This window comes from Variovorax sp. GW821-FHT09A10, assembly GCF_059418385.1.
The window spans coordinates 36649-49594 of record NZ_JBWKPT010000002.1 but is presented as its reverse complement, the minus strand read 5'-3'; the positions used below and the strand labels follow the sequence as shown (position 1 = coordinate 49594).

At 69.7% G+C, this 12946-nt stretch carries 13 protein-coding genes; 6 read left to right on the top strand and 7 right to left on the bottom strand.

What is annotated here, in order from left to right; all coding sequences use genetic code 11:
* Window positions 1-12 precede the first annotated feature (12 nt).
* Entirely contained in the window at window positions 13-936 is a 924-nt protein-coding gene (locus AC07Q9_RS06940; protein ID WP_492676802.1) for a ZIP family metal transporter, read from the bottom strand.
* Window positions 937-955: 19 nt separating this feature from the next.
* On the bottom strand, window positions 956-1594 hold the full coding sequence (locus AC07Q9_RS06935) for a superoxide dismutase (RefSeq protein ID WP_495308317.1): 639 nt from the start codon (window positions 1592-1594) through the stop codon (window positions 956-958).
* 239 nt (window positions 1595-1833) lie between these two features.
* Between AC07Q9_RS06935 and AC07Q9_RS06930 the strand changes: the two genes are divergently transcribed.
* From AC07Q9_RS06930 to moeA, 4 genes are read left to right on the top strand one after another with little or no spacing between them, the layout of a single operon-like run.
* Window positions 1834-3123 carry a serine hydrolase domain-containing protein gene (locus AC07Q9_RS06930; protein WP_495308315.1) on the top strand — a complete coding sequence of 430 codons (1290 nt, stop codon included), beginning with the start codon at window positions 1834-1836 and terminating at the stop codon, window positions 3121-3123.
* Between the two features lie 49 nt (window positions 3124-3172).
* Window positions 3173-4315, top strand: coding sequence for a GTP 3',8-cyclase MoaA (moaA, locus tag AC07Q9_RS06925; RefSeq protein WP_495308313.1), 1143 nt, complete (start codon window positions 3173-3175; stop codon window positions 4313-4315).
* Window positions 4316-4326: 11 nt separating this feature from the next.
* Window positions 4327-4971 carry a molybdenum cofactor guanylyltransferase MobA gene (gene mobA / locus AC07Q9_RS06920; RefSeq protein WP_307693018.1) on the top strand — a complete coding sequence of 215 codons (645 nt, stop codon included), beginning with the start codon at window positions 4327-4329 and terminating at the stop codon, window positions 4969-4971.
* Window positions 4968-6284 carry a molybdopterin molybdotransferase MoeA gene (gene moeA, locus AC07Q9_RS06915; RefSeq protein WP_495308310.1) on the top strand — a complete coding sequence of 439 codons (1317 nt, stop codon included), beginning with the start codon at window positions 4968-4970 and terminating at the stop codon, window positions 6282-6284. Before mobA ends, moeA begins: the two co-directional genes overlap by 4 nt.
* 22 nt (window positions 6285-6306) lie before the next feature.
* Here the strand turns inward: moeA and rnhA are convergent, their stop codons facing one another.
* A complete protein-coding gene (rnhA, locus tag AC07Q9_RS06910; RefSeq protein WP_139704073.1) occupies window positions 6307-6756 on the bottom strand; it encodes a ribonuclease HI in 450 nt (149 codons plus the stop codon).
* A 66-nt stretch (window positions 6757-6822) separates the two neighbouring features.
* Complete coding sequence (locus AC07Q9_RS06905) at window positions 6823-7584, bottom strand: class I SAM-dependent methyltransferase (RefSeq protein WP_260684899.1); 762 nt, start codon at window positions 7582-7584, stop codon at window positions 6823-6825.
* Between AC07Q9_RS06905 and gloB the strand changes: the two genes are divergently transcribed.
* Both gloB and AC07Q9_RS06895 read left to right on the top strand, forming a co-directional pair.
* Entirely contained in the window at window positions 7583-8362 is a 780-nt protein-coding gene (gene gloB / locus AC07Q9_RS06900) for a hydroxyacylglutathione hydrolase (protein ID WP_099789921.1), read from the top strand. The genes AC07Q9_RS06905 and gloB overlap by 2 nt on opposite strands.
* Window positions 8359-9963, top strand: a complete 1605-nt coding sequence (locus AC07Q9_RS06895; RefSeq protein WP_492676790.1) for a transglycosylase SLT domain-containing protein — start codon at window positions 8359-8361, stop codon at window positions 9961-9963. Before gloB ends, AC07Q9_RS06895 begins: the two co-directional genes overlap by 4 nt.
* A 33-nt stretch (window positions 9964-9996) precedes the next feature.
* Here the strand turns inward: AC07Q9_RS06895 and AC07Q9_RS06890 are convergent, their stop codons facing one another.
* From AC07Q9_RS06890 to AC07Q9_RS06880, 3 genes are all read right to left on the bottom strand, one after another.
* On the bottom strand, window positions 9997-11193 hold the full coding sequence (locus tag AC07Q9_RS06890) for a low temperature requirement protein A (protein ID WP_495308308.1): 1197 nt from the start codon (window positions 11191-11193) through the stop codon (window positions 9997-9999).
* 65 nt (window positions 11194-11258) lie between these two features.
* Window positions 11259-12092, bottom strand: coding sequence for an ABC transporter permease (locus tag AC07Q9_RS06885; RefSeq protein WP_153283965.1), 834 nt, complete (start codon window positions 12090-12092; stop codon window positions 11259-11261).
* On the bottom strand, window positions 12089-12904 hold the full coding sequence (locus AC07Q9_RS06880; RefSeq protein ID WP_495308306.1) for an ABC transporter ATP-binding protein: 816 nt from the start codon (window positions 12902-12904) through the stop codon (window positions 12089-12091). Before AC07Q9_RS06880 ends, AC07Q9_RS06885 begins: the two co-directional genes overlap by 4 nt.
* Between the last annotated feature and the right edge of the window lie 42 nt (window positions 12905-12946).

The following is a 12946-nucleotide window of genomic DNA, read 5'->3' as shown; positions in this document are numbered from 1 at the left end:
CGCGCCGGGGCATCAGCCCAGCGCGGTGTCCAACAGCATCATCAGCACGAAGCCGATCATCAGCCCGCTGGTCGCATAGGCCTCGTGCCCCTTGCGGTGCGATTCGGGAATGATCTCGTGGCTGATCACGAACAGCATCGCGCCTGCCGCGAAGCCCAGCCCCCAGGGCAGCAGCATCGCCGAATGTCCCACCACCGCCGCGCCGAGCACGGCACCGAGTGGTTCGACCAAGCCCGAGGCCATGCCGATCAGCACCGCGAACAGGCGGCTGTAGCCGGCTGCCAGCAGCGCCACGGCCACCACCAGACCTTCGGGCACGTCCTGGATCGCGATGCCGGTGGCGAGCGCATCGGCGCGCACGCCGTTGTTGGCCGCGTAGCCGACGCCGATGGCCAGGCCCTCGGGCACGTTGTGCAGCGCGATCGCGAACACGAAGAGCCAGGTGCGGCGCAGCTGCCGCCCGCTCTGCCCTTCGCGGCCCTTGATGAAATGCTCGTGCGGCAGCACGCGGTCCATGGTCATGAGCACCAGGCCTCCCAGCAGGATGGCCGTGCCGATCACGCCGCCGGCCGCCCAGTCGCCACCGCCGAAGACGCCCGTCGACTTGGCGGCGTCCAGCCCGGGAATGATCAGCGAGAAGGCGCAGGCCGCGAGCATCACGCCGGCGCCGAAGCCGAACAGCGTGTCCTGCAGCTTGTCGGGCAGCTTCTGCGAGAACAGCACCGGCAGCGTGCCCAGCGCGGTCGCCAGCGCCGCCACCGAGCCGCCGCGCAGCGCGTTCCACACCAGCGGGTCGGCGCGCACGAAGGACCAGAACTGCGACGCCAGCGCCAGCGCGCCGGCCGCGACGATGGCAAAGCCGATCCACTCGCGCAACGGGCGCGGCGACCTGGGCGGCGGCGCTGTGGCCACCGTGCCCTGCGGCGTGTCGTTCATGGGCGGGCTCCTCTTCGGCTCATCGGCCGCCGGTCGCGGCGGCATGGCGGCGGGCCACCTCGGCCCAGTTCACCACGTTGTAGAAGGCCGCGATGTATTCGGGGCGGCGGTTCTGGTACTTCAGGTAGTAGGCGTGCTCCCACACGTCCAGGCCCAGGATCGGGGTCTTGCCCGAGCCGATGCCGCGCATCAGCGGGCTGTCCTGGTTGCCGCTGCTTTCCACGGCGAGCTTGCCGTCGGCGCCGACGACCAGCCAGGCCCAGCCGCTGCCGAAGCGCGTGAGCGCGGCCTTGGTGAAGGCGTCCTTGAAGGCGTCGAAGCCGCCCAGGTCGGTATCGATGGCCTGCGCGAGCGCGCCCGAAGGCGCCCCGCCGCCGCCCTCGCCCACCGGGGCCATCACGGTCCAGAACAGGCTGTGGTTGGCGTGGCCGCCGCCGTTGTTGCGCACCGGTGCGCGCAGCGCCTCGGGCAGTTCCTCGACGCCGGCGACGAGGGCTTCGACCGGCGTGTCCGCATGCGGCGTGTCTTTCAACGCCGCGTTCAGGTTGTTCACGTAGGTCTGGTGGTGCTTGCCGTGATGGATCTCCATCGTCTGCGCATCGATGTGGGGTTCGAGCGCGTCGAAGGCATAGGGCAAGGCTGGCAAGGTGTACGGCACGGTTCGGAAGCTCCTTGTTGGAAGAGAGCCCTTTGCGTGGTGCTTGTGCTGCGTACTCAGGCGTTTAAATGATAGTAATTCTCATTGGCTGCGTCAAGATATCGGCACCATAGATGCCGCCAATCGGCCAGCACGCCACGACCGAAGCGCCGATACACTGCCCCGCGACCGGCTCGCACGGACGGCGCCAAGACCGTCCTGCCGGTTGCATCCATCCACCACCGACGGAGACAACACGCATGACCATCCTGAAGCGCCGCGCCCTGCTGCGCACGGCCCTGCTCGGCCTGAGCCTCGCCCTGCCGCTGCTCGCCACCGCCCAGTCGCTGCCCACCGCCCGGCCCGAGTCGGTGGGCCTGTCCACCGAACGCCTGCAGAAGCTCACCGACGTGCTCAAGGCCGACGTGGCCGCCGGCAAGATCCCCGGCGCGGTGCTGCTGGTCGCGCGCCAGGGCAAGGTTGCGTGGTTCGAACCGGTCGGCAAGCTCGATGCCACCGCCGGCACGCCGATGCCGCGCGACGGCATCTTCCGCATCTACTCAATGAGCAAGCCCATCACCACGGTCGCCGCGATGATGCTGGTGGAAGACGGCCGCCTGAAGCTGGACGACCCGGTCGCCATGTACCTGCCCGAGTACGCCAGCCTGTCGGTGGGCGTGGAAAAGCCTGGCGCCGACGGCAAGCCGGTGCTCGAGACCGTGCCCGCGCGCCGCCCGATCACCGTGCAGGACCTCATGCGCCACACCTCGGGCCTGACCTACGGTTTCTTCGGCCCGGGGCTGGTCAAGCAGGCCTACAACGCCGCCAACCTGGCGGACGGCGATCCGACCAACGCCGAGTTCTCGCAGCGCCTGGCCAAGCTGCCGCTGGCCTACCAGCCCGGCACGACCTGGGACTACAGCTACTCGACCGACATCCTGGGCCGCGTGGTCGAGGTGGTGTCGGGCCAATCGCTGTACCAGTTCGAAAAGGCGCGCCTGTTCGACCCTCTGGGCATGAAGGACACCACCTACTACGTGCCCGAGCCCGCGCGCCAGCCGCGCATCGCCGAGCCGCTGCCGAGCGACCGCAGCTTCGGCGTGGGCGCCGACCTGAACGACCCGCGCATCGCGCGCAAGCTCGAATCGGGCGGCGGCGGGCTGGTGTCGACCGCGTCCGACTACGCGCGCTTCCTGCAGATGCTGCTCAACGGCGGCACGCTCGACGGCACGCGCTACCTCGGCCCGCGCACGCTGGCGTTGATGACGAGCGACCATTCGAACGCCGGCGCCGGCATCGTGCCCGGCCCGCTGTACCTGCCGGGCCCGGGCTACGGCTTCGGCCTGGGCTTCGCGGTGCGCCGCAACGACGGCGAGGCGCCCTACCCGTCCGGCGGCGGCGAGTACAACTGGGGCGGCGCGGGCGGCACCTACATGTGGGTCGATCCGAAGAACGAGATGTTCGTGGTGCTGATGCTGCAGTCGCCCAAGTACCGCACCCACTACCGAAGCCTCGCGCGCAACATGGTCTATGCGGCGGTGCTGAAGTAGCCCGCATGGCGCGCGGTCGCGGGCCATGGCGCAAAATCGGCATCGCCCCATGAAGAACAGCAGCAGCAGTACCGTCATTCCGATCGCCCCCGCGGGCCACGCCGTCGTGGCCGCGCCGGACATCGCCGTGCCCGCCACCGGCCTGCTGGCCGACCGGCTGGGCCGCCCGCTGACCGACCTGCGCATCAGCGTGACCGACCGCTGCAACTTCCGCTGCAGCTACTGCATGCCCAAGGACGTGTTCGACAAGGACTACCAGTACCTGCCGCACAGCGCCCTGCTGAGCTTCGAGGAAATCACGCGCCTGGCGCGGCTGTTCGCCTCGCACGGCGTGCACAAGATCCGCCTGACCGGCGGCGAGCCGCTGCTGCGCAAGCATATCGAAGGGCTCATCGCCCAACTGGCCGAGCTGCGCACGCCCGACGGCGACCCGCTCGAGCTCACGCTCACCACCAACGGCTCGCTGCTGAAGCGCAAGGCCGCCGCGCTGAAGGCCGCCGGCCTGCAGCGCGTGACGGTGAGCCTGGACAGCCTGGACGACGCCGTGTTCCGCCACATGAACGACGTCGACTTTCCGGTGGCCGACGTGCTGGCCGGCATCGACGCCGCCCTGGCCGCGGGCCTGGGCCCGATCAAGGTCAACATGGTGGTCAAGCGCGGCACCAACGAGCAGGAAATCTTGCCAATGGCGCGCTACTTCCGCGAGCACCACGGCGGCAAGGTCGTGCTGCGCTTCATCGAGTACATGGACGTGGGCGCCACCAACGGCTGGCGCATGGACGAGGTGCTGCCCTCGGCCGAGGTCATCGCCCGCATCGCGGCCGAATTTCCGCTCGTGCCGCTCGAAGCCACCACGCCCGGCGAGACCGCCCAGCGCTGGGCCTATGCCGACGGCGGCGGCGAGATCGGCGTGATCAGCAGCGTGACCCAGGCCTTCTGCCACGACTGCAGCCGCGCACGCCTGTCGACCGAGGGCAAGCTGTATCTGTGCCTGTTCGCCAGCCAGGGCCACGACCTGCGTCCGATGCTGCGCGACGGCGCGAGCGACGGCGACATCGCCTCCGCCATCGGCCACATCTGGCAGGGCCGCGCCGACCGTTATTCCGAGCTGCGCGCCCTGCGCGGCCCCGACGACAGCGCCCCCGACGCGGCAGCGCCCCGGCGCGTCGAGATGAGCTACATCGGCGGATGAGGCCGCCAGCCATGGGTACCGCACCGGCCATCGCAGCGGCCGACATCACAGGCCTCGTGCTCGCCGGCGGGCGCGGCACCCGCATGGGCGGGGTCGACAAGGGCCTGCAGCTGCTCCAGGGCGAAGTGCTCGCCGCGCACGCCGTGCGGCGCCTGCGCCCGCAGGTCGGCCGCGTGCTGATCAATGCCAACCGGAACTTCGCCGCCTACGAAGCGCTGGGCGTGCCCGTGTTCGCCGACAGCGTGCCCGACCACCCCGGCCCACTGGCCGGCATGCTGAGCGGGCTCGAACACTGCCCCACGCCCTGGCTGCTCACCGTGCCCTGCGACACGCCGCGCTTTCCGCCCGACCTGGCAGCGCGGCTGGCCGAAGCCCTGGCCGCCGAGGGCGCCCACGCGCGCATCGCCATGGCCGCCGCACCTGAAACCGAGGCCGACGGCCGCACGGTGCTGCGTCGCCAGCCGGTGTTCTGCCTGCTGCACATCGAACTGCGCGACAGCCTGCGCCGCTTTGTCGAGGAAGGCGGCCGCAAGGTCGGCGCCTGGACCGCGCAGCACAACGCCCTGACCGTTCCCTTCGACCGCCCCGGCGACGCGCCCGACGCCTTCTTCAACGCGAACACGCTGGCCGATCTGCAGACGCTCGAACAGCCATGAGCCGCATCGCCGCCATTGCCGCCGACCTCGCGGACTACGACGCGGGCGACCTCGACGTCGACACCGTCGCCGCCTTTCTCGCGCGCCTCGTCGCGCCGCTGGCCGTGGCCGACGCCGAAGAGGTCGCGCTGCGCGACGCGCTCGGCCGCGTGCTGGCCGACGACCTCGTCTCGCCCGTGAGCGTGCCGCCGCACGACAACTCCGCCATGGACGGCTACGCCTTCGACGGCGCGCTGTTGCCGGCCGATGCGCCCATCGACCATTCGCTCACGCTGCGCGTGGCGGGCACGGCGCTGGCCGGCTCGGCCTGGCGCGGCGCGCTCGGGCCGCACGACGCGGTGCGCATCATGACCGGCGCGATGATGCCGGCCGGCCTGGACACCGTGATCCCGCAGGAGTTCTGCAAGGTCGACGGCGACCAGGTCTGCTTTCCGGCCCGCGTGCTGGGCCGCGGCGACAACCGCCGCCTGGCCGGCGAAGACCTGATGCAGGGCCAGCCGGCGCTGCGGCGCGGCGAGCGCCTGTCGCCGGCCGCGCTCGGCATGGTGGCCAGCCTCGGCCTGGCGCGCGTGACCGTGCGGCGCCGGCTGCGCGTGGCGTACTTCTCGACCGGCGACGAAATCCTCTGCCTGGGCGACACGCCGCGCGAAGGCGCCGTGTACGACAGCAACCGCTACACGCTGTTCGGCCTGCTCACGCGGCTGGGCTGCGAGGTGATCGACCTCGGCCTGGTGCACGACGACCCCGCCACGCTCGCCGCCACGCTGCAGCGCGCGGCGCGCGAGGCCGATGCCATCGTCACCAGCGGCGGCGTGAGCGCGGGCGCGGCCGACCACACGCGCGACGTGATGCAGCAACTGGGCGACATGGCCTTCTGGCGGGTCGCGATGCGGCCCGGACGGCCGCTGGCGGTGGGGCTGATTCCGCGTCCGCGCGAGGCCACGGCCACGTCGGCCGTGCTGTTCGGCCTGCCGGGCAATCCGGTGGCGGCGATGGTCGCGTTCCTGGCCTTCGTGCGGCCGGCGCTGCTGCGGCTGATGGGCTGCCACGACGAAGCCTGCGCCCCGCCGCCGCTGCTGCGCGCGCGCAGCGCCGGGCCCATCCGCAAGAAGCCGGGGCGCACCGAGTACCAGCGCGGCGTTGTCCGGCAAGTGCCGGGTTCGCTGCCCGAGGTGCGGGTGGCGGCGCACCAGGGATCGGGTGTGCTGAGCTCGATGCTCGAGGCCAACGGACTCGTGGTGCTGCCCCACGACCAGGGCCATGTCGACGCCGGGCAAGAGGTCGACGTGATGATCTTCGAGGGGTTGATCTAGCCCCAGGCCCTGCCGCTGAGGGTCAGATCCGGCCCAGGGCCTTGTCCACGCCCTTGTTGGCCAGCATGTCGGCCCGCTCGTTGCCCGGGTCGCCCGAGTGGCCCTTCACCCAGCGCCACTCGATCTGGTGACCGCCCTCGGCCACCAGCTTGTCGAGCCGCTGCCAGAGCTCGACGTTCTTCACGGGCTGCTTGGTCGAGGTCAGCCAGCCCTTGGCCTTCCAGCCGCGAATCCACTCGGTGATGCCCATGCGCACGTACTGGCTGTCGAGGTACAGCAGCACCTTGCAGGGCCGCTTGAGCGCGGCCAGGCCCTCGATCACCGCCGTGAGTTCCATGCGGTTGTTCGTGGTGTTGAGTTCACCGCCGAACAGTTCCTTCTCGGTGGGGCCCGACTTGAGCCACGCGCCCCAGCCGCCCGGTCCCGGGTTGCCCTTGCACGCGCCATCGGTGTAGATCACGACTTCGTTCAAACTGACTGTTCCTTTTTTCTCTAGCGTCATGCGGGCGATGCTGCCCGCGTCCATGGATTCGTTCGTTCACTGCTTGCTGCGGTGCACCTTGCCCGCGATGGGCACCGGCGCCGTCGCCCGCGCACCGCTGCGGCGCCAGTCGGTGCTCAGCAGGCGCATGCCGCGCACGCGCTTCACCGCCACCAGGAAGTAGGCGGCGCCGAAGATCGGCCACCAGCGCTCGCCGGCGGCGTCCATCCAGCGCGAGCGCTCCAGCCAGGCTTCGCTGCGCACCGCCGGCCGGTAGATGCCGAAACGGCCCGACTCCACCTCGAAGCTCAACAGGCGCAGCCAGTCGCGCATGCGCCAGTAGCCGATGAACTCGCCGGCCTCGGGCAGGAAGGTCTCGCCCAGGCCCAGCCGGCGGTACAGGTGCCCGCGGCGCTGCCGCAGGCCCCACAGGCTGGTCGGGTTCAGGCCGCAGATCACCACCCGGCCCTCGGGCACCAGCACCCGCTCGACCTCGCGCAGCGTGGCGTGCGGATCGGGACTGAGTTCCAAAGCATGCGGCAGCACCACGAGATCGAGGCTGTTGGCCGCGAACGGCAAGGCGGCGAAGTCGGTCACCAGCGTGGCCTTGCCGGCCCGCACCGGGTCGGTCAGGGCCAGCCAGCGGTGCGGCATGCGGTTGGTGCGCAGCCCGTTGACCTCGGCCGCGCCGAGCTGCAAGGCGTGGTAACCAAAAACATCGGCCACCGCCTCGTCGAACTGGGCCTGTTCCCAGGCCAGGAGGTAGCGACCGGGGGGGGTCGCGAACCAATCCTGCAAACCTATAATTTGACCGCTCATGACCCTTGTTCCGCTGCCCGCTTTTGCTGACAACTACATCTGGATGCTGCACGACGGGCACCACGCCATCGTGGTGGACCCGGGCGATGCCCAACCGGTGTTCGATGCGTTGGCGCACCACAAGCTGCAGCTGGCCGCGATTCTAGTCACGCACCACCACCCCGATCACACGGGCGGCGTGGCCGCGCTGCATGCGGCCACGGGCGCGAAGGTGTGGGGCCCGGCGCGCGAGCGCATCCCCGAGCCCTTCACGCCGCTGGTGCAGGGCGACATCGCGCAGGCCCTGGGCCTGCGCTTCGAGGTCATCGACGTGCCGGGCCACACGGCCGGGCACATCGCATACTTTCTGCCGGCCTCGGCCACGCAGGCCCCCGTGCTGTTCTGCGGCGACACCCTCTTCTCCGGCGGCTGTGGCCGCCTGTTCGAGGGCACGCCTGCGCAGATGCTCGCCTCGCTCGACGCGCTCGCCGCGCTGCCCGGCGACACGCGTGTGTGCTGTGCGCACGAATACACACTTGCTAACCTGAAGTTCGCCCGCGCCGTGGAACCCGGCAACGACGAACTCACTCACTACAACGCGCATTGCGAAAGCCTGCGCGCACAGGGGCAGCCCACGCTGCCCTCGCAACTGGCGATCGAACGCCGGATCAACCCCTTTCTTCGCAGCCGCGAAGCCACCGTCTTTCGAGCAGTGCGGGCCCATGCCGAGCTTTCCGCGGATGCCGCCGAAGCCGAGGTGTTCGCCGCGCTGCGCCAATGGAAAAACGACTTCCGATGAAATTTATCGTTGCCACCTGCCTCGCAGGCTCCCTGGTACTCGCGGGCTGCGCGAGCACGGACAACAGTGCTTCTTCCTCCCCCACCGCCAAGGCCGGCACCGCTGCCGGCGGCACCGGCGCCCGCCCCTCGGGCAGCGCCACGCCCATCTATCCGCGCGACGCCAACCTCAGCCCGCTGACCAGCGGCCAGGCCCGTTCGCAGAGCGTGGTCACGCTGGCACCGCCGGCCGACATGTGGGACCGCATCCGCCGCGGCTTCAAGATGCCCAACCTCGAGAGCGACCTGGTGCGCGACCGCGAGCAGTGGTACGCCAGCCGGCCCGACTACATCCAGCGCATGACCGAGCGCTCGAACAAGTACATCTTCCACATCGTCGAGGAACTCGAGCGCCGCAACATGCCGACCGAGCTGGCGCTGCTGCCGTACATCGAGAGCGCCTTCAACCCGCAGGCCGTGTCCAGCGCGCGCGCCGCCGGCATGTGGCAGTTCATGCCCGCCACCGGCACCGACTTCGACCTGAAGCAGAACATCTTCCGCGACGACCGCCGCGACGTGGTGGCCTCCACCCGCGCCGCGCTCGACTACCTGCAGAAGCTCTACGGCATGTTCGGCGACTGGCAGCTCGCACTGGCCGCCTACAACTGGGGTGAAGGCAGCGTGGGACGTGCCATCGCCAAGAACCAGCGCCTGGGCCTGCCCACCACCTACAGCGACCTGTCGATGCCGGCCGAGACCCGGCTGTACGTGCCCAAGCTGCAGGCCGTGAAGAACATCGTGGCGAATCCGCAGGCCTTCAACGCCGAGCTGCCGCTGATCGCCAACCACCCCTACTTCCAGACCGTGCCGCTCACGCGCGACCTCGACGTGGAACTGGCGGCCAAGCTGGCCGACGTGCGCATCGAAGACTTCCGCGCGCTCAACCCCGCCGCCCACAAGCCCGTGCTGATCGCGGCCGGCACCTCCGACATCCTGCTGCCCTGGGACAACGCGGCAGTCTTCAAGCGCAATTTCGACGCCTACTCGCAAGGCCAGTACGCCAGCTGGACTGCCTGGGTCGTGCCCAGCACCATGACGGTGGCCGATGCCGCCCAGCGCTCGGGCATGAGCGAGTCGGACCTGCGCGCGCTCAACAACGTGCCGCCGCGCATGCTCATCAAGGCCGGCTCCACGCTCATCGTGCCGCGCGGCGCGCGTGTGAAGGAAGACGTGGCGGCGGTCGTGGCCGACGGCGGCCACCTGAGCTTCCAGCCCGAGATCATCACGCGCCGCACCACCGTCAAGGCCGGCCGCTCGGACAACGTGGCGAGCATCGCGCGCCGCTACAACCTCAAGCCTGCGGCCGTGGCCGACTGGAACGACGTCAACACGAGCCACGCCTTCAAGCGCGGCTACAGCGTGGTCGTGTACCTGCCAGTGCGCGCCACGCCTGCGGCCCGTGTCGGCTCGGGCGCAGCACCCGCGCGCGGCCGTGGCGCCGTGGTGGCCACCTCCAAGCGCGGCGGTGTGCCGGCCAAGACCGCCGCACGCGGCAGCAGCAGCGCCAAGCAGGCGGTGGTGCGCCAGCCGCGCGGCGGCACGCCGTCCAAGCACAAGCGCTGAGCACCGTCGTCGGCAGCGGCAACGCCGCGCCGCTCAGGGGTGCGGCGTCTGCCCGGCCCCGGCCCGGCGGCGCACCACGGCCTCCAGCGCCGCCACGGCCACCATCACCAGCGTGGTCAACGAGCCCACCACCAGGATCGAGAGCTGTGAGGCGAACACCGCCAACACCGCGAGCAGCGCCAAGCCGTACAGGTGCGACTGCGGCATGAAGCCGCGCACCACGCGCTTGAACAGCGCATTGCCGAACAGGTAGATCGCCGGCCCACCCAACAGCGGTCCGAGGTGCTTCCATTGCGCATGGTGCGAACCCTCGCCGATCACGAGTTCGTCGGCCACGGCGCAGACGATGATGCCGGCCACCAGGATCACATGCGTGTAGTGGAACTTGGCGCCGATGCCGCCCGGGTCCTTGGCGTGCTCGATGACGTGCGTCGCTTCCTTGGCGCTGGTGTCGAAGTACATCCACCACATCGCGAGGCTGCCGGCGAAGCTCACGAGCAGCGCGAACAGGTCGACACCGTGCCATTCGGTGTGGTGGCCGAAGGCGATGCCGGTGGCCAGCACCGATTCGCCCAGCGCCACGATCACGAACAGCTGGCAGCGCTCGGCCAGGTGGCCGCCGTCAATGGTCCAGTCGGCGGTGGTCGACCGCCCGAGGCCCGGAAAGCGCAGGCCAATCATCGGCGCCACGTACTCGCACGAGACAGCAGCCATCCACAGCAACAGGCGCGCCGTGCCTTGCTGCGCCAGGCCGCCCGCGATCCAGAACACCGCGGCCACGCAGTTCCAGGCCAACAGGCGCCGGAAGTTGGGCGCCAGCGCATGGTCGCGCCCCACCGCCACCAGCATGCCGAAGGTGCGCCCGACCTGGATGCCTGCGAAGCACAGCGCGAACACCAGCCCGCGCTCGCCGAAGGCATCCGGCAATGCCGACGCCATCACCATCGCCAGCAGCATGACGCCGAACAGCATGGCCCGTATGCGCAGCGTGCCCGGGTTGAACCAGTTGGTCGTCCACGCCGTGTACTGCCAGCCGAGCCACACCGCAAACCACATCACCAGCGTCTGCAAGGCGCCCAGCAGCGTGAGGTGGTCCAGCAGGTAGTGGGACAGCTGCGTGACGGAAAAGGCATAGACCAGGTCGAAGAACAGCTCTTCGTTCGACACCCTTGCGGCTTCGCCGCGCGAGCGCAAGGTACTCCCGCGCTGGTTCCCGTGGTTGTGGTTCAAGATTCACTCCCAGATGTTGTTGTCGCCCCCCACGGGCGCTCTGGCGCGATCATCGCACTGGCGGCCTACAGCTTCTCGGTCTCGCCGCTCCTGGGTTGCCACTTCATCAGGCGCTTCTCGATCAGCCCCACGAGCCCGTCGAGTGCCAGCGCGAAGGCCGTGAGCACCACGATGCCCGCAAAGACCGTGTTCACGTCGAAGGTGCCCTCGGCCTGCAGGATCAGGTAGCCCACGCCGCGCGCCGAGCCCAGGTACTCCCCCACCACCGCGCCCACGAAGGCCAGGCCCACGGAGGTGTGCAGGCTGGAGAACACCCAGCTCGTGGCGCTGGGCAGGTACACCGTGCGCAGCAGCTGCCGCTGGTTGGCGCCCAGCATCTTCGCGTTGGCCAGCACCACCGGGCTCACTTCGCGCACGCCCTGGTAGACGTTGAAGAACACGATGAAGAACACCAGCGTGACGGCCAGCGCCACCTTGCTCCAGATACCCAGGCCGAACCACAGCGCGAAGATCGGCGCGAGGATCACGCGCGGCATCGAGTTGGCGGCCTTGATGTACGGATCGAGGATCAGGCTCGCCGTGGGCGCCAGCGCCAGCCACAGTCCGCAGCCCAGCCCGAGCGCCGTGCCGATGCCGAAGGCCAGCACCGTTTCGAGCAGCGTCGTGCCCAGGTGGCGGTAGATGTCGGCGTTGCCCTTCAGTCCTTCGGGAAACAGCAGGTTCGGCGGCACCTCGAAGGGCAGGAACCAGCTCCAGATGCGCCCCGCCACCACGATCGGCTGGCCGAGGAAAAAGGCGATCTGGTCATTGCGCGACGCCACATGCCAGGTCACGAGGATCACGGCCAGCAGCATCAGCTGCCAGAAGCGCGCATGGCGTGCATCGAGGCGCGGCATCATGCGGCCTTCCTCAGTTGCTGCGCGTAGCCCTTGAGCACCTCGTCGCGCAGCACCTCCCAGATCTGGCGATGCAGCTCCACGAAGCGCGGCTGCGTGCGCACCTCGGCCACATCGCGCGGACGCGGCAGGTCGATCGCGAACTCGCCGATCGGCCGCGTCGCCGGGCCGGCCGACAGCACCACCACGCGGTCGCTCATCGCAATCGCCTCGTCGAGGTCGTGCGTGATGAAGAGCACGGCCTTCTTCTTCGCGCTCCAGAGTTCGAGCACTTCGTTTTCCATCAGCTGCCGCGTCTGCACGTCGAGCGCGCTGAAGGGCTCGTCCATGAGGATGATGTCGGGGTCGAGCACCAGCGTCTGCGCCAGCGCCACGCGCTTGCGCATGCCGCCCGAGAGCTGGTGCGGGTAGCGATCGCCGAAGCCCGAAAGGCCCACACGCGAGAGCCAGGCTTCGGCCTGCGCGTGCGCCTCGGCATCGGGCACGCCGCGGTACTGCAACCCCACCTTCACGTTGTCGATGGCGCTGCGCCACGGCATCAGCGCCTCGGTCTGGAACATATAGCCCGCGCGCTTGTTCACGCCCGTGAGTGCCCGACCGAAGACCTTCACCCCGCCCGACGACGGCTCGAGCAAGCCCGCGCCCACATTCAGCAGCGTCGACTTGCCGCAGCCCGTGGGCCCGACCACCGAGACGAACTCGCCCGCCCCGATGCGCAACGTGGTGTCGTCCACCGCCGTGTAGCGCTGGCCCGGGTCGTCCTTCGAAAGGAAGGTGCAGCGGATGGAAAGGAGTTCGAGGGCGTAGTCGGACATGGCGCTCCGGAAGAAAAAACCCGGCCGAAGCCGGGTTGCTGA